This window comes from Agromyces aureus (genome assembly GCF_001660485.1).
In the GTDB taxonomy this organism is placed as follows: Bacteria; Actinomycetota; Actinomycetes; order Actinomycetales; family Microbacteriaceae; genus Agromyces; species Agromyces aureus.
In genome coordinates this window covers 1160125-1185208 of sequence record NZ_CP013979.1, presented here as the reverse complement: position 1 = coordinate 1185208, position 25084 = coordinate 1160125, and the positions used below count along the sequence as shown (strand labels likewise).

Here is a 25084-nt window from a genome sequence, read left to right as displayed (position 1 = left end):
TCCGAGGCTCCGGTTCGACGTGACGGATGCCGCGGCTCAGCGTTTCGCGGCCGCCAGCGCGTTCAGCAACGCGGCGCCCGTGCGGGCGTCGGCGACCGTGACGACGAGGGGCGGGGCATCCGCTCGCTCGACCTCGATGGCCTCGCCCGACCGGATGATGATGCCCCGCCGGCCGTGCACGTCGAACCGGAAGCCCCACCCGCCGAACTCGGCCGGCAGCACGTCGACGTCGGCTGCGGAGATCACGCGGTCGAGCGGCACACGGGAGAGCCGGAACCCGAGCAGCGTGCGCACGACGAGGCCGTTGCGGTCGACCGTGACACGGATCCAGGCGGTCGTCGCGAGCAGCAGCACGAACACGAACAGCAGTACCCAGAGCCACCACGCCTCCGGCGCGAGCACGAGCGGCACGGCCGTCACCGCGAGGGCCAGGCCGATGAGGAACGCCACGAGCCACGGCGATGACGAGGTCTCGGTCCACACGGCTCGCTCTCCCGGAGCGAGGTCGAGCGCGGGCGTCGCCGCGGGAGCGTCCGACGCCGAGCGATCCGGCGCGGGCAGCACGCGCCACGCGATCCATCCGACGAGCGCGCCGAGCAGCAGTCCGCCGACGATCGCGACGGGAACCGACCAGGCGGGCGCCTCGACCCCTTCGAGCTGCAGGCCGTACAGCGCGAGCATGATGCCGCTGACGGCGACCGTCGTCGCGGGCGCGAAGACGGCGGTCGGGCGCACCCGCGCGAGGTAGCGCACGGGTCGGCCCTCGGTCCGGCGCATGGCCCTGGCCCCGCCGAAGGTCGCGATGGCGAGGGCGAGCACGAGGCTGAGCGAGATCATGGCCGAGCCGAGCACCGCCCGGCCGGGCGTGGTCCACCGGTCGGGCCGGCCCGTCGCGTCGAAGTGCACGGCGATCTCGTCGGGCATGCGCGGGATCCAGAGCAGCTGCACGAGCGTGGTGACGGCGACGATCGCGAGCGGGATCCACACCACGACGGCCCAGACGACGCGGCGTTCGCGGCGGTCGCGCCGGTCGCGTGCGTCGAGTCCGTCGAGTGCGGTGGAGTCGGAGCTGCCGGTGGGGTCCACGGCGTCGCGGCGGGTCGGGTCGGTCATCGGTCGAGTTCCTCTCTCACGAGCGCCAGGACGGCGTCGGGGGCGACGCCGCGCTCGCGTGCGACGGTGACGAGCTCGGCGGCGAGGCGCCGGGTCTCCTCGAGTTCGAGTGCGGCGGCGCGAACGACCGCGCCGCGTCCGCGACGGAGCTCGATGAGCCCCTCGTCGCGCAGGGTCTGATAGGCGTGCAGCACGGTGTGCGGGTTCACGTCGAGCGAGACCGCGAGATCTCGTGCTGCCGGCAGGCGATCACCTGCGCCGACGCGTCCTGCGAGGATCTCGCCGCGCACCGCACGCGCGAGCTGCTCGAACAGCGGCGTGCTCGAGGCGGGGTCGATGCGGATGATCACGGCACTATTGTTCTAGTTACCACTAGAACAAGTCAAATTGGTCTCGTCTGCCAGGGCATCTCCGTCGATCCAGGTGCAGCCGTTCTCCGGATCCGGCGGCCGACACTCCGGGTCAGCGCGCGCACCGGCCGCGTGTCGCCGCTCGCTTCCGGAGTTCGGCCGTCGCGGCCTGCCTGATCCATGGATGCCGCAGGCAGGCGTGCCCGCCCGCAGGCAGGCGTGCCCCCAGGCAGGCGTGCCCCCAGGCAGGCGTGCCCCCAAGGCAGGCGTGCCCGCAGGGTGGCGTGCTCGCGGGTCAGGCGTGCTCGCGGGCGAGGGCGGCGCCGGCGGCCTCGAGCCAGCGCACGGGCTCGGCCATGGCCGCAGCCCCGCCCCCGGCGAGGTCGACGAGCGCGACGGAGGCCGCGAAGGCGGAGGCATCCGCGGTGATGGAGCCCGCGACGAGCGCCACCGGAACGCCTGCAGCACGCGCGAGCGCCGCGACCTCGGTCGGCGCCTTGCCCGCCTCTGACTGCCCGTCGAAGCGGCCTTCGCCCGTGACGACGAGGTCGGCTCCGGCGAGGGCATCGGCGAGCCCGACGGCCTCGGCGACGAGCCGGGCGCCGGCGCCCATGCTCGCGCCCCAGGCGAGGAGGCCGAAGCCCGTGCCGCCGGCCGCACCGGAGCCGGGCGCCTCGGCGAGCGCGCCGCTCGCCGGCGGCTCGACCGCGGCCTCCACCAGCGGGGCGAGTCGAGCGAGGTTCGCCTCGAGCACGTCGACGGTCGCGGCATCCGCACCCTTCTGCGGGCCGAAGACGGCCGCGGCGCCCGACGGGCCGAGCAGCGGGTTCGTGACGTCGCCGAGGATCAGCACGCCGCCGGGCGGCAGGGCGCGCAGCCCGGAGAGGTCGACCGAGGCCACCGACGCGAGTCCGCGCGAGCCGAGGAGCACCGGCCGCCCGTCGCCGTCGAGGAAGCGCGCGCCGAGCACGGTGAGCGCTCCGGTTCCGCCGTCGGTCGACGCGCTGCCGCCGAGCCCGAGCAGCAGCCGGGTCGCGCCGGAATCGAGTGCCGCCGCGATCGCCTCGCCGAAGCCGCTCGTGTGCGCGTCGAAGGGCTGCAGCGGGTCGACGAGCCCGAGCCCGCAGGTCGCGGCGAGCTCGACGACCGCGGTTCCGTCGGGCAGGCGCAGCCACGAGGTGCCGACGACGGGCTGCCCCGGCGCGGGCGGCGCGACCTCGAGCGCCACGCGTTCGGCGCCCGGAACGGCGGCCGCGAACGCGTCGAGCGTGCCCTCGCCGCCGTCGGCCATCGGCCGCAGCACGAGCTCGTCGTCGGGGCGCTCGGCGCGCCATCCGCGGGCCAGCGCCGCGGCCGCGTCGGCGGCGTCGACCGTGCCCTTGAACGAGTCGGGCGCGAAGACGACGCGGCGGCTCATGCGCCGCCTCCGAGGATGGCGCCGACCCTCGCGGCCGTGCGGGCAGGCGCGTCGGCGGTGGCGGCATCGGCGTCCGAGCCGCCGGCCGCGGCTCCGGCCTCGCGCACGATCGCCCACTCCCAGGCCGCGAGTTCGAGGCCGTCGACGACGGCACCGGTGACGAGGTCGGTGCCCGCGAGCGGCACGGTCGCCGTCGGCCCGCCGTGGTTGATCGCGGTCACGACGTCTCCACGCCGTGCGACCTCGACGTGCTCGGGCAGGCCGGCCACGACGGGGGCGACGGAGGCCGCGGCGAGCACGTGATCGACGACGGACTGCGTTCCGCGCTCGTCGGGCACGGTCGCGAGGTAGCGCGCGGTTCCGCGCCCGTGACGGCGAGCCGTGAGTGCGGGTCGGCCGGTGAGGCGCCCGCCCACGAACGAGGCCTCGACCGCGGCATCCGTGACGTGGATCTCCTCGGCGAGCAGCGTGCCGGTGGACTCCTCGAGCACGGCGCCACCGGCGAGCGATCCACCGAAGGGCGCGAACCGCTCGCCGGGCTGTTCGGCGGGCGCGTCGGGTGCGACCAGCGCGCCGAAGTCCTCGAGGCGCACGCCGAGCACGTCGCCGAGCTGGGTGAGGAACCCGCCATCGCGGAACCGGTCGGCCTCGTCGACGACGTCGGTGTAGGGACCGGCGAGCAGGTGCCCGCCGCCCTCGACGAACGAGGTCAGCGCCGCGGCATCCGCTTCGCGCACGAGACCGAGCAACGGTGCGACGGCGAGGTCGTAGCGGTCGTCGGCGCGCGCGGCCGGCACGAGGTCGACCTGCACGTGGCGGCGGTGCAGGGCGCGGTACCAGCGCTGCACGGCCGCGACGTAGTCGATGCCGTTCATGGGGTGGTCGGAGGCCTCGACGGCCCACCAGTTCTCCCAGTCGAAGACGATCGCGACGCGGGCGTCGCCTCGTGCCGGTGCCGGCAACGCGGGCAGGGCCGCGAGCGTCTCGCCGAGCGCCGAGGCCTCGCGCCAGGTGCGCGTCTCGGTGCCTGCGTGCGGCAGCATCGCCGAGTGGAACTTCTCGGCGCCCGCGCGCGACTGCCGCCACTGGAAGAACAGGATGCCGTCGGCGCCCCGCCCGATCGCCTGGGCGCTGAGCGCCGCCATCTGCCCGGGGGCCTTCGGCGCATTCGACGGGCGCCAGTTCAGCGCGTTCGTCGCCTGCTCCATGAGCACCCAGGGCTGTTCGGGCTTGAGCGAGCGCACGAGGTCGCGCTGGAACGCGGCCGCCCGGTAGCTCTCTGGGTCGTTCGGATCGGGGTAGCAGTCGTCGCTCACGAGGTCGAGGTGCGGCGCCCACTGCTCGTAGTTCGCCGGCTTGAACGCCCCCATGAAGTTCGTCGTGATCGGCTGGGTGGCGCCCGCGGCGCGGATGAGGTCGCGCTCCATGAGGTAGCACTCGAGCAGCATGTCGCTCGTGAACCGCCGGTAGTCGAGCATCTGCCCCGGGTTGTGGCTGTAGGGCGCCCTGCGCGGCGGGAACACCTCGTCGAAGGACTGGTAGCGCTGCGCCCAGAAGTTCGTGCCCCACGCGAGGTTCAGCGCGTCGACGTCACCGTACCGGTCGGCGAGCCATCGACGGAACGCGTCGCGCGCGGCATCCGAGAAGTCCATGTTCAGGTGGCAGCCGTACTCGTTGTTGACGTGCCACATGACGACGGCCGGATGCCGCGAGTACCGTTCGGCGATGGCGCTCACGAGTTCGCCGGCGAGGCGTCGGTAGACCGGCGACGACGGGGCGAACTGCTGGCGGCTGCCCGGCCAGTACGTGGCGCCGTTCTCGTCCTGCGGGAGCAGCTCGGGATACGCGGCGCTCGCCCACGGCGGCGGCGAGGCCGTGGCCGTGGCGAGGTCGACGGCGATGCCGCCCTCATGCAGCAGGTCGATCACCCGATCGAGCCAGGCGAAGTCGAACTCGCCCTCGCGCGGCTGGATGCGCGCCCACGAGAAGATGCCGAGGCTGACCATCGTGACCCCGGCCTCGCGCATGCGCGCGACGTCGTCGGGCCAGATCTCCTCTGGCCACTGCTCGGGGTTGTAGTCGGCGCCGTAGTGCACGTGGTCCTCCGTCGTTGGATGGGAAAGCGTATTCCCCATCGTAACCCGGGGCTCGCTCAGGCTTGCACAGGCGCCCGCTGCAGGGCGAGGAACTGGTGCACGAACGCGATCGCCATGCCGCCCTCGCCGACACCGGCCGCGACCCGCTTCACCGACCCGGAGCGCACGTCGCCGATCGCGAAGACCCCCGGCGTGCTGCACTCGAGGGCGAACGGACGGCGCAGCTCGGGCCAGGAACCGCTCGCCGCGGCATCCGCCCCCGTGAGGACGTAGCCGCGCTCGTCGCGGGCCACCTCCGGCGGCAGCCAGCCGGTGACCGCATCGGCGCCGATCATCACGAACACGACCGTGACGTCGCGCCGGGTCGTCACGCCGGTCGCCCGGTCGACGACGTCGACCCCCTCGAGCGCCTCGGCGCCGTGCAGCCCGACGACCTCGCTGCGCGTCTCGACGCCGATGCCGCCGTGCGACCCGATCTGGTCGATGAGGTAGCGCGACATGCTCGCCTCGAGCGATTCGCCCCGCACGAGCATCGTCACCGAGCGCGCATGCCGCGAGAAGAACAGCGCCGCCTGCCCGGCCGAGTTGCCCGCGCCGATGATGCACACGTCGGCTCCCTTGGCGACGGCGGCGTCGCTGCGGGCCGCGCCGTAGTAGACGCCGTTGCCGAGGAACCGCTCGACCCCGGTCACCGGTAGGTCGCGCCACTCGACGCCGGTGGCGACGATCACGACCGCAGCGCGGAGCGTGTCGCCGCCGTCGAGCACGATGACGTGACCGGACGCCCCGCCGCCCGCCGCGGGCCGGATCGCCTCGACCGTGCGCGTCACCACGATCTCGGCACCGAGGCGCTTGGCCTGCTTCAGCGCCCGGCTCGCGAGGTCGTCGCCCGAGATGCCGAACGGGAACCCCGTGTAATTCTCGATGCGCGTCGACGTGCCGGCCTGGCCGCCCGGGGCCAGCGACTCGATGATGACCGTGCGCAGGCCCTCGGCCGCCCCGTTCACGGCCGCGGTGAGGCCGGCGGGCCCGGCTCCGAGGATCACCACGTCGTACTCGTCGGCCGACGGCTCGACGTCGAGCCCCACGGCGACGGCGACCTCGCGCATGCCCGGGTCGACGAGCCTGACCCCGCCGGCCGCCTCGAGCACCGGCGATGCGGATGCCGCGGCATCCGCCCCGCCCTGACTGCCCACCGCCGGGCCGCCCACCGCCTCGGTCGTGACCCGATCGAATGCGACCTGGTTGCGCGTGAGGAAGCGCGCGATCGCGTGCGTCCTGGCCTCGTTGCGCGGTCCGATGAGGCGGATGTCGGTCTCGGGCACCTCGGCGGCGATCACCTGGAGCGAGTCCAGGTAGCGGCGGGCGAGCGCGGCCACGCGTGCGGGAACCGATGGCGCCATGGCCGCGAGCGTGTAGAACGCGGTCACGTCGAGCTTGATGATGCGCGAGGTCGCACCGGTCGGGCCACCCGCGCCCGTCGACCCGCCCGCCGCCGCGCGTCCGCTCGCCGGGAACGGCGTGCTCAGCGTCATCGGCACCTCGCCGAAGAACTGGCCCGGCCTGCGCGTGCCGATGACGCGCTCGTCGCCGTTCACGACCTTCGTGATCTCGGCGCCGCCCTCGACGACGACGAACAGCGCCCGCTCGTCGCCCTCGTGCGCGAAGTACTCCCCCGCCACGAGTTGGATGTCCTCGACCACTCCGGCCAGGTAGTCGAGCGTCGCATCGGGCAGGGGCGCGAAGATCGGGATCGTGCGCAGCACGTCGGTCGTGATCATGCGCGAACCCGCTGCGTCGTCGATCCGAACCGCGTCCTGGCCCCGCCCGTCACTCGCACCATGCGACCGTATCCGCGGCGGGCGGCACGGTCAATGACCGCGGGCACCCCAGATCGCGGGCATGGCGCGGCGGGCACCGTCCACGAGCCGGTCGACTCAGTCGGGCAGCACGATGCGGATGATCGGGCGCCCGTCGACGCTGCGAACGGATGCCGCGGGCGCGTCGACGACGACCACGATGCCGTCGGGCGTGGCCCAGGCGCGCCACCACGCGGCATCCGTCACCTCGACCTCGTCGGCGCGGAGCATGCGGCGGCCGAGCGTGTGCGGCTTGATCGCGGTCATCCACGGTGCGACGCCCTCGAGCGTGCGCCGCTGGACGGCCGGGATCTCGCCCGCGGCCGTCGGTCCGACGTTGAGCATCAGGCGCCCGCCGCGCGAGACGACGTCGGCGTAGAGGCGGGCGAGCTCCCGCGGGCTCAGCGTGAGGGACTCGTCTTCGACGCGGTTGTAGCCGAACGAGAAGCCGAGGCCGCGGCAGTGCTCCCACCCGGTGCCGGTCTCGTGGTCGGTGTCGTGCGCGTACTCGCTCGTGGCGTAGTCGCCGACGGGGGCGCCCCAGCGGTCGTCGACGACGCCGTGGGGCACGGCCTCGCGATACCGGGCGAGCAGTGCCTCGATCGAGCGGGGCCCCGGCCGCTTGCCCGCATCGGGCCAGTCGATGTCGTTCCAGATCAGGTCGGGCGCGTACCGCTCGATGAGGTCGACGACGTGCGCGAACGCGTAGTCGTTGTAGTCGGCGTCCTTCGGGCGCTGGAGCTCGATGTCCGCGCTCGAGCGGTGCGGCGGGCCACCGGTGAACGCCCAGTCGAGGCCGCCCGAGTAGTAGACGCCGAACCGGATGCCCTCGGCGCGCACGGCCTCGGCGAGCGGGCCGATGAGGTCGCGACGGGGCCCGCGGGCGACGGTCGTGAGGTCACCGGAGCCCGGAGCGTCCCAGAGGGCGATGCCGTCGTGGTGCTTCGTGGTGGGCACGACGTAGTCGGCGCCGACCGAGCGGAACAGCCGTGCCCAATCGGCGGGGTCGTACGACTCCGCCCGCCACGCATCGAGGAGCGCGTCGTACGGCGCGCCCCCGAACTCGCGCGCGTGGTGCTCGGCGGCCGGCGAACCCTCGATGCGGATCGTGTTGGCGTACCACTCGGCGTAGGCGTTGTGCGCGAACCACTCGTCGTCGGGCACGGTGCCGAGCGCGCCCGACGGCTCGGCCCAGGCCGGCACCGAGTAGGCGCCCCAGTGCACGAAGAAGCCGAGGCTCGCCTCGCGCGCCCAGTCGGGCAGCGGCCGTGCGGCGGTCATGCGTCGCGGCCGCCGCCGCCGTCGCGACCCTCGCGGCCGTCACCGAGGTCGTCGCGTCGGCGACGCGGGCGCTCTGGCACGGCCACGATCGCGAGGGCGATGCAGCCGAGCGCAGGGATGACGAGCGGGAACAGCTGCCACGTGACGACCCCGGCGAACACCGCGGTCGCCAACAGGTACGCCGCTCCGGCGAGGTCGCCGCGCAGCACGCCCGGCACCGACCTCAGGGCAGCGAGCCAGCCGGTCTCGGGCGCCCAGCGACCGGATGCCGCGAACAGGGCGAGCACCAGGCCGGCGAGTCCGACCCACCCGACGACCGCGATGAGCTGCCCGCCGGGCAGCGCACCCGACCCTGCCAGATCGAGGTCGAGCACCAGGATCAGCGCGAGCACCGCGGATGCCGCGCCCACGGCCGTGCCGCCGAGCAGCGCCGAGCGCACGTCGCGCCAGAACCACCCGAGCCCGGAGTCCTCGGCCATCAGGAACCGGCGGAGATGACGCACGCCGGCGGCGAGCGCCGCGGGCAGCGTGATGATCGGCAGCGACACGATCGCGATGAGCACGCCGATGACGAGCACCTCGCCGAGCAGCCAGAACGCGCTCTTCGCGCCCGGGAACCTGACCTGCCCCGCCGCGTCGTCGCGCGTCGGACCGCTGCCCGTCGCCGCGGCGTGGCGGGCGGCGCGTTCGGCTGCTCCAGACATCCGGAACCTAGCCCTTCAGTCCCTGGGTGGCGACGCCGTCGACGAGGAAGCGCTGGAAGACGATGAAGAAGATCAGGATCGGCAGCAGCGCCAGGAACGACACGGCCATGGTCGCCCCGTAGTCGGACGTCGAGGTCTGGTCGTTGTAGAGCTTCAGCGCGATCGGCAACGGGTACTCCTCGGGCGTGTTGATGTAGAGCAGTGGGCCGAGGAAGTCGTTCCACGTCCAGATGAACGTGAAGATCGCCGAGGTGATCAGGGCCGGCTTGATGAGCGGGAGGATGATCGAGAAGAAGATGCGGATGTGTCCGGCGCCGTCGATGCGGGCCGCCTCGTCCATGTCGCGCGGGATGTTGCGGATGAACTGCACGATAAGGAACACGAAGAACGCCTCGGTCGCGAGGAACTTCGGCAGGATCAGCGGCCAGTACGTGTCGACCAGTTCCAACTTATTGAACATGATGTACTGCGGGATGATGATGACGTGGAACGGCAGGAGCAGCGTTCCGATCATCGCCGCGAACAGCAGCCCGACGCCGCGGAACTTGATGCGGGCGAACGCGTACGCCGCGAGCGCCGACGAGAACAGGGTTCCGATCACGGCCATCACCGCGATGAACAGCGAGTTCGCGAAGAACCGCCACAGCGGGGTGCCAGCGATGCCCTCGACGACCTTGACGTAGTTGTCGACCGTCGGGTTGTCGGGCATCAGGCCGGGGTTCTGGCCGAACTCGCTCGACGGCTTGAAGGTGGCGAACAGCATCCACACGAGCGGGTAGAGCACGATCGCGGTGAGCGCGAGCAGCACGATCATCCAGATGATCGTATTGACGGTCTTGCGCTTGATGCGACGACGGCGTTGCGGGGCCGGCTCGGTGGAGATCTCGAGGAACTCCGCGCTGGGGACTTCGATCGTGCTCATCGGTTCTCTCCTGCGTAGTGCACCCAGCGTGTCGACGTCTTGAAGAGGATGAAGGCGATGATCGCGACCACGATCACCAGCACCCAGGCCATCGCCGAGGCGTACCCCATCTGCAGGTCGGCGAAGCCGCGCTTGTAGAGGTACACGGTGTAGTAGTTGGTCATGCCGGCGGGGCCGCCGGAGCCGTTCGAGATGATGTACGCCGAGGCGAAGATCTGGAACGCGTTGATGAGCTCCAGCAGCAGGTTGAAGAAGATCACGCTCGAGAGCATCGGGATCGTGACCGACCGGAACTTGCGCACCGGCCCGGCGCCGTCGACCTCGGCGGCCTCGTAGAGCTCCTGCGGGATCTGCTTGAGCCCGGCGAGGAAGATCACCATCGGGGCGCCGAACTGCCAGACGGCCAGCAGGATCATCATCGGCACGACGAGGGCGACGTTGCCCACCCAACCGCCGAGCTCGATGCCGAAGAGGCTCAGGCTGTTGTCGACGGGGCCGTCGGTCGAGAACATGGCCCGCCAGACGATCGCGACGGAGACCGAGGCGCCGATGAGGGACGGCGCGTAGAACGAGGAGCGGAAGAAGCCCGATCCCTTGTTGCGGTAGTTCAGCAGCATCGCGATGCCGAGCGCCGCGGCGAGTTTGATGGGCGTTCCGACGAGCACGTAGATCAGGGTGATCTGCACCGACTGCAGGTACTGCGGGTCGTCGGTGAACATGCGCACGAAGTTGTCGAACCCGACCCACTCGGGGTCCTTGAACAGGTTGTACTTCGTGAACGCGAGGTAGAGGGAGTAGAGCATCGGCCCGAGCGTGAGCCCGAGAAATCCGATGAGCCACGGGACGAGGAACCCGTACCCGGCGACCGACTCGCGCCTCGCGGCACGGCGTCGGCCTGGACTCATCGAGGGTCCGCCGCGTTCGGCGCGGCGCAGCTCGCGGCGCATGGCCTTCGCGTCGGCTCCCGCCGTCACGATGGACTGGGTGGTGGTCACGTGGAACTCCGATCTCTCCCGAATGGGACTCCGGGCGGGGTCTGCCTTCCCCGCCCGGAGTTGCGGCGCGAGCGCCGACTACTGGTTCAGGACGACGTCCATCTCGCTGAAGAACTGCGAGACCGCGTCATCGACCGTGAGGGTGCCGTAGCCGAGCTCCTGGCCGATCTGGCGGAACTTCTCCTCGAGGGTGCCGTAGCCGACGATCGGCACGGGCGGGGCGTCGCCGAGGCGGTCGGCGATCGAGGCCTCGTAGTCGGCGATCTGCTGGCTCAGCGGGTCGAGGTCGGCGCCCTCGAGCGCGGTCGTCGAGGCCGGCAGGCCGCGGTTGGTGCCGAAGGCGGCACCCGACTCGGGGCTGTTGACGAGGAAGTTCACGAGCGTCGCCGCGGCTTCGGGGTGCTCGGTCTTGGCCGAGATCGAGTGCAGCATCGAGGGCTTGAGGTAGAGGTCCTTCGCGCCCTCCTCGGTGATCGGGGGCTGGACCAGGCCGAGCTCGGTGAACGACTCGCCGAGGTTGCCGAGGTAACCGGCACCGAAGTTGTCCCAGGTCAGCTCGCTCGCGGTGAGCGCCGAGTCGAAGCCCGAGAGCGGGTAGATCTCCTCGAGGCGCTGCTGCCCGATGACCGTGCCATCGGTGCGGATCGCGTCGCCCTGCTCCCAGAAGGCCTTGAGATCGTCTTCGGTGAAGTTCGGCTCGCCGTCTTCGGTGAAGAGGTCCTCACCCTTGGCACGCTGCTGCACCTCGAAGTTCTGGATGCGGCCGGTCCAGTCGGTGCCGCCCCACAGCTCGACGCCCGCTGCGGTCGCCGCGTCGGTGACCTCCTTCATCCAGGCGTCGTAGTCCTCCCAGTCGCCACCGGCGAACTCCTCGACGCCGACCGACTCGAGCAGCTGGGGGTTGGTGTACAGCCCCCACGCGTTCGTCGAGGTCGGGATGCCGGTGGTCTCGTCGCCGACGACGCCGATGTCGAGGATGTTCTGCGCGAGCGGCTCGGTGTCGATGACGTTGCCGAGGTACGGCGTCAGGTCGAGCAGGAGGCCGTTCTCGGAGTACTGGCGCAGGTACGAGTAGTCGAACTGCATGACGTCGGGGAGGCCGCCGCCGGCCGCCTCGGTCTGGCGCTTCTCCCAGAACTCGGGGAACCCGAGGAACGAGGTGTTCACCGTGATGTTCGGGTACTCCTCGTTGAAGGAGGCGATGGCCGTGTCGTAGAGCTCGGCGCGGACGTCGTTGCCCCAGAACGCGAGGTCGAGGGTGACCTTCTCGTCGGGGTCGTAGGTGGCGGCCGTCTCGGCTCCGCCACCGGAGCACCCCGTGAGCACGAGCGCCGCGCTCGCGGTCAGTGCCGCCGCGGCCAGCGCCGTGCGTCGCGTGCGAATGTTGAACATCGTTGTCCTCCCGGAAACGTCAGTGTCTGCCTGGTGCCTGCTGCGCTTGCCTCTGCCTGTGGGAAAGCGCTTGCCCAAATGTAACCGAGCGACGGCGGGCGGTCAACCGAAATCGCAAAATCGTTTCAATTCGTGATCATCATCGGATGTCGCGGCACGCGCCTGCGCATGAGAATCCCTGATCAGCGGATGATCTGAGCCATCGGGTCAGGTCGTGATGGGATTTCGCTCAGGCCTCGGGCAGGGCCGAGACCGGCGCGTCGCGGTCGCAGACCAGCCTGCCATGCTCGACGCGGAGCTCCGCCGCGAAGACCGCGCTCACTCGTGCGGCCGGCGCATCGCCGGAGCCCAACTCGCTGCCGTCCCAGTGCGGATGGGTGAAGGAGAACAGCACCCCGCGATCGCCGTCGACGACGACGTCGCCGCGATGACCTCGGGCGCCCAGTGCGTCTCCCGCGGTCGGTCGCGGTCGGTGGCGGATGCTGCGGCATCCGCCTCGAGTCCGTCGACCGTGCCGACGTATCGCCAGTCGAGTCCGTCGGACGAGCGCGCGATGCCGATGCGGCTGCCGTGCACCCACGCCACGCCGGGTTCGTCGACCGTCGCGCGGCGCTGGGTGAAGAACATCCACCACTCCCCCGTGCCGCGGTGGCGGATCACGGTCGGATCGGTCGCGCCGTCGTGCACGGGATCGTGGAAGATCGCGTCGTCGGGCGCGTCACCGTCGGCACCGGATGCCGCTGGCCGGCGCTCGGCGTGGGCCATCGCGTTCGTCACGCCCGGCGCAGGTCGACCACTGGGCTCTCGAGGCTGCGGCGGTGCGCGGCATCCGCTCGCAGGGTCTCGGGGGTCACGACCTGCCCGCTCGTGGCCGACGAGTAGATGGCCGTGACGATCTCGAACGAGCGCGCGATCTCGGTCGCGGTCGACGGGAGCGGGCCGCCCGAGCGGAGCGCGGCGTAGATGTCGCGCACGAGCGGGTCGTGGCCGCTGCCCTCCTCGACCTCGGGCAGCTCCCAGGCCGCCTGCACCTCGGCCGCGACATCCGGTGCGGGCGTGATGCGCCAGTGCTCGTGCGCGTGCCCGTAGAGGTGGTCGACGGTGATCGTCGCGAGCTCGGTGTCGATGCGCACCGAGCTCGTCTGCCTTGGCGAGAGCGCGCTCGTGACGACGGATGCCACGACGCCCCCCTCGAACGTCACGACGGCCGTCGAGACGTCCTCCATCTGCGTCTCGCGATCGAGGCGCCAGAGCTGGCCCTGCACGCTGGTCCAGTCGCCGAGCAGCCAGGCGAGCAGGTCGATCTGGTGGATGCCGAGGCCGAGCGTCGGCCCGCCGCCCTCGGTGGCCCACTTGCCGCGCCAGGGCACCGCGAAGTACGCCGGGTCGCGGTACCAGAGGGTGTTGCACATCGCCACGAGCGGGCGTCCGAGCGCCCCCGAGTGCAGCAGGTCGCGCACGTGCGCCGGCGCCGTGCCGGTGCGCTGCTGGAACACGACCGCGAGGCGACGGTCGCTGCGAGCTGCGGCATCCGTCATCGCGTCGAGCTCGTCGAGGCTGAGGGCCGCCGGCTTCTCGCAGACGACGTGCAGCCCCGCATCGAGCGCGGCGATCGCCTGCTCGGCGTGCACACCGGGCGGGGTCAGCACGTGCAGCAGGTCGATGCCGCCGCGCTCGAGCAGCTCGGCGAGCGAATCGTCGACGCGAGGGATGTTCCAGCGGTCGGCGAAGCGCCGGGCGTGCTCGGGGTCGCGGTCGGTCACCGCCACGAGCTCGGCGTCGGGCGTCGCAGCGAGCGCGGCGGCATGCGCGTCGGCGATCGCGCCCGTGCCGACGAGGGCGGCGCGGAGGGGGGCGGAGGCGGTCTCGGTCATCGGGGTCCTTCCGAGTGGCGGGGGTCGCGGGCGGGGTCGAGTCGGTCGCGGCCGGCGTGGTCGGGGCCGGCGAGGTCGTAGCGGTCGAGCACCCCGCACATGCCGAGGCTCGCGGGCTCGGGGCGGGCCGTGCTCACGCGCGCGGCGGCGAGTCCGGGGTCGCGCCCGGCCTCCAGCGCGTCGAGGCGTGCGCCGGTCGCGTTCGCCTCGGCCTGTGCGCCGTGCTGCCACAGGGTGCGCCAGTCGGGCGCCCTGGCCGCGACGAGGGCGACTGCGTGGGCGTGCAGGCGTGCGAGCCGGTCCTGGTTCAGGTGCGCATCGTCGAGCACTCCGTCGTCGAAGAGGTCGAGGAATCCCCGCACGGCGAGGTCGCGTCGCGTCGCCGCAGCGGCCCGTCGTTCGTCGGCCGGCCCGTCTGCACCCGGCAGGGTCGCGGCCGCCCGGTACGCCTCGGCATCGGCGAGCACGTCGTCGGGAAAGGTCATCACCGCGTCGCCGGCCTCGGGAAGCCCGGCGTTGGCCATGATCACGCGCACGTCGAGGCCGCCGTGGTTCACCGCCCGGTGGATGACGCCGGGCTCGAACCAGACGAGCGCACCCGGCTCCAGCGAGTGCTCGGCGAACCCCGATGCGTCGACCGTCTGCAGCGTGCCCGCCCCGGCGACGACGAGGTATGCCTCGCTCGACACGGTGTGCAGGTGCGGCGTGCCGCCGGCGAGGCCGTCGGGCGCGGCATCGGAGTAGGCCTCGAGCCGGCTGATCGAGGTGGCGCCCGGGAATCGCGGCTGGCGGCTCATGCGTCGAGCACCCCGTCGAGCGCCGCCGCGCCGGCTATCGCGAGCCGCTCGGCCCGCTCAGGGTCGCTCGCGCCGTCGGCGATCACGACGCCGTACCGCAGGGCGAGCACCTGCCCCGGCTCCACGACGTGCTCCTCGCTGAAGAACGGCGCCGGGCAAAGGCAGGCGAACTCCTCGGCGCGGGCGAACCACTGCGGCGGGTGCTGCACGTTCGCCGCATGGTCGACCATGACGACGGTCGAGGCCGTGCCGGTGCCGTCGTGGCGCCCGCTGAAGCCCATCCACGGCGAGCGGATGCCGCGCAGCTCGTCGCCGCCCGCGACGCCCGGCGCCAGCACGGTGCCGTTCGTGAACGAACGCGGGCCCCGCCAGAACAGGCCGCCGTAGCCGGCGTTCTCGCGCCCGCGGGTCGTGGGCGATCCGATCGGGATCGCGCGGTCGCCCACGTTGCGCAGCCGCGTCCCGAAGCCGAGCAGCCACGCGTCGTCGGCGAGCGTCGTCGCGGCGATCGTGCGCTCCTCCACGAAGACGTGCCCCCCGGCCTCGGTCACCCAGTCGAGGCGCTCGGTCCGACGAGCGGATGCCGCGACATCCGCTCGGCTCGATTCGGTGTCGGATGCCGCGTCGAACCCGAGGTGCCGCTGCTCGCCGTTGTTCGGCAGTTGCACGTAGCCCTCGCCGCGCACGAACGTCGGGCCGCCCCAGAAGTTCTCGTCGCCGACGACGGGCAGCGACCAGGCGATGCCCTTGTGCCACACGTGATCGTGCGGGCGGAAGAGCGACACGACCTCGCCGCCGAGCGTGCGGATCGGGCTGAAGTACGGACGCGGCGACTCGAGGCGCACGTCGGTCGGCCGGAACACGTACTCGGCGAGCACCGCCTCGCCACCGCGGATCAGCAGGCGGTCGTCGGCCTCGTCGATGCGGATGTCGGGCATCGGTCTCCTTCGGTCGTCGTCGATCCGGGTCTGGTGCGCGCTCCAGTGGGAAAGCGTTATCCAAGCGTACCGGCCCGGCCGGCATCCGGCCATCCCCTGGAACGGTTGTCGACCAATCTCGCCTGGATTGTCGATCAGTCCTGACCAGCCCCACAGGTTGCCGAGTAGCCGCGAGATCCCGGATTCGACCGAAGAACACCGAGAACCTGCGTCAGGGCACCCTGCCCGACCTCGATGCGACGGAGTGGCCCGGCAGCTGACCCCTGCCGGCGCGTCACCGCACGCACGGTGACGAACCTGGTTCGCGAGCCCGGCGGTGTACGAGACTCCGTATGCCGCCGGGCCCGCTCGCGTCTCCACCCGTGACCGGGCTCAGCCGCGTCGCCGCCACCACTTCCGAGTTCGCGATGACGCCGGCTCCTGCTCACGCTGCGCGCGCGCTCCTCGGCCGGATGTCTCAGCCCAGGTCGAGCTCGAGCGGCCGTTCGACGCCCGCGATCGACACCGTCGGCCAGCGCGGGTCGGCCGTCAGCACGTCGATTCGACCGGAACCCGCGAGCACGGTGTCCTCGACCTTCGCGCCGGCGGCCGTCGGGTTCCACGCGAACGCCTGGCCCTCGCGCACGACGTCGGCGATGCCCGGTACCGCACGCGGATCTCGCCCGGCGTATCCGGCCGCCCCGCCCTGGTGGTGGTGCCGCCATTCGTCGGCGTCGAAGCCGTGTCGCGCGTACGCGGCGACGCCGGCGTCGAACACCTCGCCCAGGGTCGCGCCGGACCGGGTCGCCGCGAAGACGTCGGCCTCGACGTCGAGGATCCGCCGCATCGCGTCCTGCTCGCCATGCGCGGCCGGCCCGAACCGCAGCCATCTCGTCGCGTTCGCGATGAGGCCGTGCCGCCGACCGCAGACGACGAGCATCGCACGGTCGCCGATCGGCGCTTCGGTGGCCAGCGGATGCCGGTGCGCGAGCCTCGAGCGCCCGGCCACGAGCGTCACGAGCGGGTCGATGCCGCGCGCGGCGAGCTCGCCGGCGAGGCGGGCGGCGAGCCGCCGCTCGGTCGCGACGGGATCCGCGGCGGACGCGACATCCGTCAGCACCTCGGCGACCTCGCGGCAGAGTCGTCGGTACCGGTCGAGCTCCCCCGGCAGCAGGCTCGCGCGGGCGGCGCGCAGCTCGGCGGCGGCGTCGGCCTCGTCGAGCTCGGCCACGCCGGGTCCTGCGAGGGTCTCGTGCCAGGGCACCCGCACGATGTCGAGGCGGTCTGCCGAGACGAGTTCCTCGCCGAGCAGGCGGTCGGCCTCGTTCGCGAACACCCGCAGCTCATCGCCGTCCCGTCGAACGACCACCGCGGCCACCGGGTCGCCCGCGAGCGAGACATGCGTGCGCGCGCCGTCGAGGTACCACGACACGGCCGTGTGCGATCGCAGCACGATCGACGCCGCGCCCCGGCGGTCGAGCAGGTCGAGCACGCGGGCGCGCTTGACGGCCCGGTCGGCGACGGCTGTCTCGAACACGGACGCTTCGGGCGCAGTCGTCTCGGGCGCGGGCCTCGCCGACGCCGGCGTGCCCGCGGCATCCGTCGCGACATCCGCGATCATGCGACGCCCTCGGCAACCGCCGCGGTGCTGCCGCGCGCCTCGAGCCGAGGGCTGTAGAGCACCGAGTGCTCGACCGGCCCGCCCTCGATGAGGGTGCGCAGCCGCAGCCACACCTGACCGCCGATCTCGCCGCGCGGCACCGACATGCTCGTGAGCCGGGGCGTCGCGAAGCCGGCCATGGGAACGTCGTCGAATCCGGCGATCGAGAGGTCGCGCGGCACCTCGACGCCGAGCTCGTGCAGGCGCGTCATGAGGCCGAGGGCGACGAGGTCGTTGAAGGCGATGACCGCGGTGCAGCCGTCGCGGTGGGCGGCGAGCACGGCGTCGGATGCGGCGTAGCCGTCGTCGAGCCGCGAGCCGCCGGGCACCTCGTCGATGCGCACGTCGGGGTGGGCGGCGAGCGCCTCGGCGACCCCGCGCCGGCGCTCGGCGTTGGACGCGCTGGTCGGCGGGCCGCTGGCATAGGCGATGCGGCGGTGGCCGAGGTCGTGCAGGTGGTCGACGAGGTCGCGGATGCCGCGCACGTAGTCGACCCCGACGACGGGCACGTCGGCGCCCGGGAGCGGCCGGTTCACGACGACGACGGGCGAGACCGCATCGACGAGGGCGCGGAGCTTCGCCTCCGGCATGCGCGGCGCGCAGAGCACGAGCGCGTCGCAGCGCTGCCTGGCCTCGACGGCGATCTCCTCTTCATCGTCGACGTTCTCGGCGGTGTCGGCGACGAGCACGCGATAGCCGTCGCGGGCCGCGGCGAGGCTCAGCCCCTTGAGGATGCCCTGGAAGAGCGGGTTCTCGAGGTCGGGCACGACCATCGCCACGGTGTTGTTGCGTCCGTTCACGAGGCTGCGGGCCGTGGGGCTCGGGCGGTACTCGAGCTCGGCGATGGAGGCCTGCACGCGCCGCACGATCTCGGGATCGACGCTCGAGCGCCCGTTCAGCACGCGGGAGACGGATGCCTGCGAGACGCCCGCGTGCGCGGCGACGTCGGCGATCGTGGTCGCCCTGCTGCGCTGGCCCATGTGGATCCTCCCGTTCGTTCGCGACCCGCCTCACGGCGTCGCCCGGCTGCGCGAGGGCGACGCGAGAAACCGATTCCCCGAAACGATCCCGGAGTTGTCGGCGGCCTCAGTCGTGACCTATGGTAGCGACCAGAAAGCGGTTTCCCAACCGCATCCGAAGACCATCCCGGGCCTCACCGGCTCAGCGAAGGAGCGACATGCGGGTCATCGTCACCGGTTCTGCGGGCAGGCTCGGGCGCAGCGTCGCCGCCGGCCTCGCGGCATCCGGCCATCAGGTCGTCGGGGTCGATCGCACGACCGCCGACCTCGCCGGGGTCGACGAGCGCAGGGTCGACCTGATCGACGCGTTGGCCACCCAGCGACTCTTCGACGAGGTGCGCCCCGACGCCGTCGTGCACCTCGCGGGCATCGCCGTGCCGTTCAGCGCCCCCGAGCGCCGCATCCTCATGACGAACACCGCGCTCGTGCACACCGTGCTGGCCGCCGCCGTCGAGGCCGGCGTCGAGCGCGTGCTCGCCGCGAGCAGCCCGACCGTGCTCGGCTACAGCGCGCCGACCTGGCACGCCGATCGGCTGCCGCTCGACGAGGCCACCACGCCCGAGCCGGCCAACGCCTACGCGCTCTCGAAGCTCGTGATCGAGCAGACGGTGCAGATGTTCGCGCGCACCTCGCCCGGCGCGTTCGGGTTCTTCCGCCCCTGCTACGTCATCTCCCCCGAGGAGTGGGCCGGCGCCCCCACGCAGCAGGGCCACACGCTCGAGCAGCGCCTCGCCGATCCCGCGCTCGCGGCCGTCAGCCTGTTCAACTACCTCGACGCGCGCGACGCCGCCGACTTCGTCGGAGCCTGGCTCGACGCGCCCGCCGAGCTCGTCGACGGCGAGGGCTTCTTCGTGGGCGCCGCCGACGCGCTCGCCGTGCACCATGTGGCCGATCTCTGGCGCGACTTCGCCCCCGCCCTCGGCGAGGCGGCCGACGCGCTCGGCCACGGCCGCCCCGTGTTCGCGATCGACAAGGCCGAGCGACTGCTCGGCTGGCGGCCCGAACGCACGTGGCGCTCCGAACTCGAGCCGGCGGCGCTCGAGCGGGTGCTCGGGGCGTCAGACCGCCCTTCGGCGGCCGAGCGCTCGGCCTCCGACCGCGGGGCATCCGACCGCGACGACGACCGCGCCCCATCCGACCGCGCCGACGCGGGCCGTACCCGACACGCAGACCGACTCGAAACGAGGGCCAGATGACCACGACCACCCCCCTGCAGGCACCCTCGTTCGACGGCGTGCTGTTCTTCCCGGTCACGCCGTTCGGCGCGGACGGCGCGCCCGACCACGCCCTGCTCGCCGAGCACGTCGACTCGCGGCTGCCGTTCGGCCCCGGCGGCGTGTTCCCGGCGTGCGGTACCGGCGAATTCCACGCGCTCTCGGCGGGCGAGGCGATCGACGTCGTGCGCACCACGGTGCGGACCGTCGACGGGCGCGTGCCCGTCATCGCGGGCGCGGGCGGCCCGCTCGGCCACGCGATCGAGCTCGCGCGCGGCGCCGAGGCCGCGGGCGCCGACGGCCTGCTGCTGCTGCCGCCGTACCTCGTCTCGGGCACGACCGCCGGACTCGTCGCGTGGGTCGAGGCGGTCGCCGCGGCATCCGACCTGCCCGTGATCGTGTACCACCGCGGCACGGCGCGCTACACGGCCGACGCCATCACCCGCCTCGCCGCGAACCCGAAGGTCGTCGGCTTCAAGGACGGCACGGGCGACATCGGCCTCGCGCAGGAGATCGTGCTCGCCGCCGAGGCCACGGGCCGCGACTTCGCGTTCTTCAACGGCCTGCTCACAGCCGAGCTCAGCCAGGGCGCGTACCGCGGCATCGGCATCCCGCTGTACTCGTCGGCGGCGTTCGCGATGATCCCCGAACTGGCCGCCCTGCACTACCGCGCCTACACCGACGGCGACGAGGCGACCCGCCTGACCCTGCTCGCCGAGTTCTACCGGCCCCTCGTGAGCCTGCGCGATGAAACGCCCGGCTTCGGCGTCTCGCTCATCAAGGCGGGCCTGCGCCTGCGCGGCCTGCCCGTCGGCTCGGTGCGCCCGCCACTCGTCGACCCGACGCCCGACCAGGAGGCTCGGCTCGGCGCGATCCTCGAGCGCGGGCTGGAGCTCGCCGAGCGGCTCGGCGGCGGTTCGGCTCCGCAGAGCCACCACGGGCGAGCGGATGCCTCCGGCGCGAGCGCCGACGACGTTTCGAGCGCCGAGGCGACCCCCGCGGCGAGCGCGAGCGCCGAGGCGAGCGCATCCGCCGAGGCGGTGCCGGCCCGGTGACCGCGGCGATCCGGAGCCTCGCGACCCGGCGCATCCGCGTTCCCCTCAGCCGCCCATGGGGGCCGGACGTGCGCGACCTCTCGCTCGTCGAGGTCGTCGTCGAGGATTCCGACGGCGCGCAGGGGCGCGGCTTCTCGTGGACCCCGTCGATCGGCGCGGCCGCCGTCGAGGCCCACCTCGCGAACGACATCGCCGCGTTCGCACTCGGACGCGACGCCGATGCGGCGGCCCTGTGGCATCCGCTCTGGGCGCACCTGCACGAGGGCGGCAGCGGCGGCATCACCACGATCGCGATGGCCGGCCTCGACCTCGCCCTCTGGGATCTCGCGGCCCGCCGCGCCGGGCTCGGCATCACCGACCACCTCGGCCGGCGGCACGACACCGCGACCGTCTACGGCAGCGGCGTCAACCTGCACTACCCGCTGCCCGAGCTCGTCGCACAGGCCGAACGCTGGGTCGAGGCGGGCTTCGAGGCCGTGAAGGTCAAGGTCGGCAGTCCCGACCTCGCCGACGACGTGGCCCGCATCCGCGCGGTGCGCGACGTGCTCGGACCCGACCGCGGGCTCATGATCGACGCGAACCAGCGCTGGAACCTCGAGCAGGCCGAGCGCGCCATCGGCGAGCTGTCGGCGTTCGACCTCGGCTGGATCGAGGAACCCCTTCGGGCCGACGACCTCGCCGGGCACGTCGCCCTGCACACACGCATCGACGTGCCGATCGCCCTCGGCGAGAACGTGCACACGCGCTACCGGGTCGCCGAGTTCATCGACGCCGGCGCAGTGGATCTCGTGCAGCCGAACATCGTGCGCGTCGGCGGCATCACGCCGTTCCTCGAGATCGCCGCGCTGGCGACCTCGCGCGGCGTCGACCTCGCCCCGCACCTGCTGCTCGAACTCTCGGCGCAGCTCGCGCTCGCCCTGCCGGGCGACCACCTCGTCGAGGCCGTCGAGGACGCCTCGTTCGAGTCGCTCGGCGCGCTCGCCTCGCCGTCTCCGATCGAGCTCGACGCGAGCCTCGCGCGCACCACCGGGCAGCTCGGCCTCGGCCTGCGGTTCGCCTGATCGCTTCGAACTGCGGATGCCGCGGCATCCGCCAGACCCCGCTCGACTCGCTCGACCCCTCTGGAGGACGCATGACCACCGACCGCTCAGCCCTCGCCGCACCGTCGACGGATGCCGCGAGCTCGACATCCGTCGACGAGGCCGCCGCCGCGGCCCGCCGGGCCTTCGCCACGACCGTCGCGTCGACCGCCGCCGAGCGCGCCTCCTGGCTCGCCGCCGTCGCCGACGCGCTCGACGCCGCGCGCGACGAGCTCGTGCCACTCGCCGACGAGGAGTCGCACCTCGGCCCCGTTCGCCTCACCGGCGAGCTCGCCCGCACGACCTCACAGTTGCGGCTCTTCGCCCGCGCGGTCGTCGAGGGCTCCTACCTCGAGGCGACGATCGACCACCCGGATGCGACGACGATCCCGCCGACGCCCGACCTGCGGCGGATGCTGCGGCCGCTCGGACCCGTCGCCGTGTTCGGGGCGTCGAACTTCCCGTTTGCGTTCTCGGTCGCGGGCGGCGACACCGCGTCGGCGCTCGCCACCGGATGCCCCGTCGTGGTCAAGGGCCACTCCGCGCACCCCCGCCTGTCGCGACGCACCGCCGCGATCGTCGGCGCCGCCCTCTCCGCCGCGGGCGCCCCCGCTGGCACCTTCGGACACGTCGAGGGACGCGCGGCCGGCGTCGCCCTGGTGCAGCACCCCGAGATCCGGGCGGTCGGGTTCACCGGCTCGCTGCACGGCGGGCGCGCGCTGTTCGACCTCGCGTCGTCGCGTCCCGACCCCATCCCGTTCTACGGCGAGCTCAGCGCCGTCAACCCGGTGCTCATCACGCCGGCCGCCGTCGAGGCGCGCGCGACCGAGCTCGCCGCCGGCCTCGCCGCGTCGTTCACGCTCGGCGCCGGCCAGTTCTGCACGAACCCGGGCGTCGTCTTCGTGCCCGCGGGCTCCGGCTTCGCCGACCTCGTCGCCGCGCAGGCGGTCGGGTCGGGCGATGCGGATGCCGCGGTGCCGATGCTCACCGACGGCATCGCCGCCGCGTTCGCCGACGGGGTCGCCGCACTCGCCGCCCATGCCGACGTACGGGTCGTCGCGGGCGTGGTGAGCGGGCCGGACGACGTGGACGGGTCGGGCAACGCCCCGGCCGCGGCATCCGCCACCGGAACCGGCTCGCCGGTCGTGCTCGCCACCACCGCCGCCGCGGTCGTCGCCGACCCGCAGGCGCTCTTCGCCGAGTGCTTCGGGCCGTCGACGCTCGTCGTGGAGTACGCCTCGATCGACGAGGCGCTCGCGGCGATCCGGGCCGTCGGAGGCAGCCTCACGGCCACGGTGCACGCCGAGCCCGACGAGGACCTCTCCGACATCCTCGCCGTGCTCACCGAGATCGCCGGGCGCGTGCTCTTCACCGGATGGCCGACCGGCGTCGCGGTGAGCTGGGCGCAGCAGCACGGCGGCCCGTGGCCCTCGACGACGACCATCCACACGTCGGTCGGCGTCAGCGCGATGCGCCGGTTCCTCCGGCCGGTCGCCTACCAGGAGGCTCCGGATGCCGCGCTGCCGCCCGAACTGCGCGAGGCGAACCCGCTCGGCATCCCCCGCCGCCTCGACGGCGTGCTGACGCTGCCCTGAGCCGCGCTCCCGCCCGCGGTTCGGACGCGAATGGTCGGAATGCACGATGCGAAGCGACCATTCGCGTCCGAACGACGCGCGCGTCCATGCACCGGGCAACCACGAGCGTCCCCCCGCGAGCGTGCGCGGGGGGACGCGGGCCCCCGGTGAGCCCGCGCGCCGCTCAGACCCCGAGCTCGAGCTCGCTGACGAGCACCGGCCGGCCGGTCTCGAGCGAGAGGTTGCCGGCGATGCCCACCGACACGGCGCGCACGCCGTCGGCGTAGCCGGCCACGCGGCCGAGCGGCGCGTCATCCGTCACGCGCCGGAAGAGGTGGTCGAGCAGGAAGGCGTCGCCGCCGCCGTGGCTCCCGATGCCCTCGGGAATGGGCACGACCTCGGCGCCCTCCCAGTGTCGCTGCACCACGAGGCGCTCGGAGTGCGGGCGCACGTCGTCGACGGCCGAGGCATCGGGATGCATCGATGGGTCGACGACCACGCGGCCGTCGTCGCCGATGAGCACGGCGCCGCGCTCGACGACCTCGAGCTCGGCCCGGCCTTCGGTGCCGTTCACGGTCACGCGGTAGCCCTCCCAGGGGGCGTGGGCATTCAGCGAGTAGCTGAGCGTCGCGCCGGAGTCGTAGTCGACGAGGGCGGCGAGGTTGTCCTCGATCGTGATGCCGGCATCGAAGACGTCGCGGTCGCGCAGGTAGCCGTCGTGGTGCTCCTGGTCGAGGTAGAGCTCCTTCATTCGGGCGTCGCCGGCGAGGTCGAGGGCGAACGGGTCGCCGCTCGTGCCGGTGCCGCGCGACGGACGCTCGCCGAGCCCGCGTGCCTCGGCGTTCTCGGCGCCGTAGAAGCGCAGGCCGCCGCTGGCGAAGACGCGCACCGGGGCCGCGTCGATCCACCAGTTGACGAGATCGAAGTGGTGCGAGGCCTTGTGGATGAACAGGCCGCCGGAGTTCGCCTTCTGACGGTGCCAGCGGCGGAAGTAGTCGGCCCCGTGCACCGTGTCGAGCGCCCACTCGAAGTGCACGCTCGTGACCCGGCCGATGCGTCCGCCTGCGATGACCTGCCGCAGCGTCGAGTTGCGCGGGCTGTAGCGGTAGTTGAAGGTCGTGATGACCTCGCGGCCGGTCTCGGCGATGGCCTCGCCGATGCGGCGCACGCTCTCGGCGTCGATCGTCAGCGGCTTCTCGACGACCACGTCGGCACCCGCACGCAGGGCCCGCACGACGTACTCGGCGTGCGTGAAGTCGGGCGTGGTGATCACGACCCGGTCGATGCGCTCGTCGATGATCATGCGCTCGAGGTCGTCGACGGCATAGCGCACGGGCGCCGGATGTCCCGTCGCGACGACCTCGCGCTCGTAGACGTCGAGCCGGCCCGGGTTCACGTCGCACCAGGCGACGAGGTCGGCGACCTCGGCGACATGCTCGGCGCCGAACGCGGTTCCGGACATCGCGGCGATGTACATGCCGGCGCGGCTGCCCGTGCCGATGAGTGCGTACCGTTCGTGCTGCGCCATCCTGTGCTCCGTCGCGTCGTTGGTGGGTGGGCGGCGCCGGTGCAGAAACCGCTTGCTCAGCGGCATCCGTTCTGCGCCTCGATCGGCACGAAATCGGCGGGAAAGCGCTATCTCGTGCGTGCTACATTTCTACCAGCAACACATGGCGATGCCAAACGGCGGCGCAGTGAACCGCGCGATAGAGTCGAGGCGCTCGGCCGAGACGACGCGACGAACCCACGCGGTACGGCCGACCTGC

The 25084-nt window shown here is 72.8% G+C and carries 20 protein-coding genes and 1 pseudogene; 4 read left to right on the top strand and 17 right to left on the bottom strand.

The window, feature by feature from the left end:
- Window positions 1–36 precede the first annotated feature (36 nt).
- From ATC03_RS05075 to ATC03_RS05000, 16 genes are all read right to left on the bottom strand, one after another.
- Complete coding sequence (locus ATC03_RS05075; RefSeq protein WP_074400972.1) at window positions 37–1113, bottom strand: DUF1648 domain-containing protein; 1077 nt, start codon at window positions 1111–1113, stop codon at window positions 37–39.
- A complete protein-coding gene (locus ATC03_RS05070; RefSeq protein ID WP_067873929.1) occupies window positions 1110–1463 on the bottom strand; it encodes a GntR family transcriptional regulator in 354 nt (117 codons plus the stop codon). The genes ATC03_RS05075 and ATC03_RS05070 overlap by 4 nt, the downstream gene beginning before the upstream one ends.
- Before the next feature lie 295 nt (window positions 1464–1758).
- Entirely contained in the window at window positions 1759–2880 is a 1122-nt protein-coding gene (locus ATC03_RS05065) for a glycerate kinase (protein ID WP_067873925.1), read from the bottom strand.
- Window positions 2877–4976 carry a beta-galactosidase gene (locus ATC03_RS05060; protein ID WP_084003298.1) on the bottom strand — a complete coding sequence of 700 codons (2100 nt, stop codon included), beginning with the start codon at window positions 4974–4976 and terminating at the stop codon, window positions 2877–2879. Before ATC03_RS05060 ends, ATC03_RS05065 begins: the two co-directional genes overlap by 4 nt.
- Before the next feature lie 56 nt (window positions 4977–5032).
- A complete protein-coding gene (locus ATC03_RS05055) occupies window positions 5033–6757 on the bottom strand; it encodes an FAD-dependent oxidoreductase (RefSeq protein ID WP_067873919.1) in 1725 nt (574 codons plus the stop codon).
- A gap of 156 nt (window positions 6758–6913) precedes the next feature.
- The gene (locus tag ATC03_RS05050; RefSeq protein WP_067873915.1) at window positions 6914–8116 is read right to left on the bottom strand and encodes an alpha-L-fucosidase; all 1203 of its coding nucleotides are present in this window, start codon (window positions 8114–8116) and stop codon (window positions 6914–6916) included.
- On the bottom strand, window positions 8113–8820 hold the full coding sequence (locus ATC03_RS05045; RefSeq protein WP_067873912.1) for a hypothetical protein: 708 nt from the start codon (window positions 8818–8820) through the stop codon (window positions 8113–8115). Before ATC03_RS05045 ends, ATC03_RS05050 begins: the two co-directional genes overlap by 4 nt.
- A 7-nt stretch (window positions 8821–8827) precedes the next feature.
- Window positions 8828–9742, bottom strand: a complete 915-nt coding sequence (locus ATC03_RS05040; RefSeq protein WP_067873909.1) for a carbohydrate ABC transporter permease — start codon at window positions 9740–9742, stop codon at window positions 8828–8830.
- The gene (locus tag ATC03_RS05035; RefSeq protein ID WP_227820316.1) at window positions 9739–10647 is read right to left on the bottom strand and encodes a carbohydrate ABC transporter permease; all 909 of its coding nucleotides are present in this window, start codon (window positions 10645–10647) and stop codon (window positions 9739–9741) included. The genes ATC03_RS05040 and ATC03_RS05035 overlap by 4 nt, the downstream gene beginning before the upstream one ends.
- 168 nt (window positions 10648–10815) lie before the next feature.
- Window positions 10816–12129, bottom strand: a complete 1314-nt coding sequence (locus tag ATC03_RS05030) for an ABC transporter substrate-binding protein (RefSeq protein ID WP_067873905.1) — start codon at window positions 12127–12129, stop codon at window positions 10816–10818.
- Between the two features lie 318 nt (window positions 12130–12447).
- Window positions 12448–12894, bottom strand: a complete 447-nt coding sequence (locus tag ATC03_RS05025; RefSeq protein ID WP_152030872.1) for a glycoside hydrolase family protein — start codon at window positions 12892–12894, stop codon at window positions 12448–12450.
- 8 nt (window positions 12895–12902) lie between these two features.
- Window positions 12903–14003, bottom strand: coding sequence for a Gfo/Idh/MocA family protein (locus ATC03_RS05020; RefSeq protein ID WP_067873900.1), 1101 nt, complete (start codon window positions 14001–14003; stop codon window positions 12903–12905).
- Window positions 14000–14800 carry a cupin domain-containing protein gene (locus ATC03_RS05015; RefSeq protein ID WP_067873897.1) on the bottom strand — a complete coding sequence of 267 codons (801 nt, stop codon included), beginning with the start codon at window positions 14798–14800 and terminating at the stop codon, window positions 14000–14002. The genes ATC03_RS05020 and ATC03_RS05015 overlap by 4 nt, the downstream gene beginning before the upstream one ends.
- Window positions 14797–15738 carry a DUF6807 domain-containing protein gene (locus tag ATC03_RS05010; protein WP_067873893.1) on the bottom strand — a complete coding sequence of 314 codons (942 nt, stop codon included), beginning with the start codon at window positions 15736–15738 and terminating at the stop codon, window positions 14797–14799. Before ATC03_RS05010 ends, ATC03_RS05015 begins: the two co-directional genes overlap by 4 nt.
- 457 nt (window positions 15739–16195) lie before the next feature.
- The gene (locus tag ATC03_RS05005) at window positions 16196–17338 is read right to left on the bottom strand and encodes a M24 family metallopeptidase (RefSeq protein WP_179947901.1); all 1143 of its coding nucleotides are present in this window, start codon (window positions 17336–17338) and stop codon (window positions 16196–16198) included.
- On the bottom strand, window positions 17335–18357 hold the full coding sequence (locus tag ATC03_RS05000; protein ID WP_067873890.1) for a LacI family DNA-binding transcriptional regulator: 1023 nt from the start codon (window positions 18355–18357) through the stop codon (window positions 17335–17337). The genes ATC03_RS05005 and ATC03_RS05000 overlap by 4 nt, the downstream gene beginning before the upstream one ends.
- A gap of 197 nt (window positions 18358–18554) precedes the next feature.
- Here ATC03_RS05000 and ATC03_RS04995 point away from each other — a divergent pair, with 197 nt between their 5' ends.
- The 4 genes and pseudogenes from ATC03_RS04995 (at window position 18555) to ATC03_RS04980 (ending at window position 23339) form a co-directional block, all read left to right on the top strand.
- The gene (locus ATC03_RS04995) at window positions 18555–19592 is read left to right on the top strand and encodes an NAD-dependent epimerase/dehydratase family protein (RefSeq protein WP_067873887.1); all 1038 of its coding nucleotides are present in this window, start codon (window positions 18555–18557) and stop codon (window positions 19590–19592) included.
- Window positions 19589–20509 (top strand): annotated as a pseudogene (locus ATC03_RS04990) (5-dehydro-4-deoxyglucarate dehydratase); the annotation flags it as partial. The gene ATC03_RS04995 and the pseudogene ATC03_RS04990, both read left to right, overlap by 4 nt.
- Window positions 20510–20661: 152 nt before the next feature.
- Entirely contained in the window at window positions 20662–21726 is a 1065-nt protein-coding gene (locus ATC03_RS04985; protein ID WP_067873884.1) for a mandelate racemase/muconate lactonizing enzyme family protein, read from the top strand.
- Window positions 21727–21797: 71 nt separating this feature from the next.
- The gene (locus ATC03_RS04980; protein WP_067873881.1) at window positions 21798–23339 is read left to right on the top strand and encodes an aldehyde dehydrogenase (NADP(+)); all 1542 of its coding nucleotides are present in this window, start codon (window positions 21798–21800) and stop codon (window positions 23337–23339) included.
- Window positions 23340–23502: 163 nt separating this feature from the next.
- On the opposite strand, the gene ATC03_RS04975 is transcribed toward ATC03_RS04980, so the two are convergent.
- On the bottom strand, window positions 23503–24846 hold the full coding sequence (locus tag ATC03_RS04975) for a Gfo/Idh/MocA family protein (protein WP_067873877.1): 1344 nt from the start codon (window positions 24844–24846) through the stop codon (window positions 23503–23505).
- Window positions 24847–25084 lie beyond the last annotated feature (238 nt).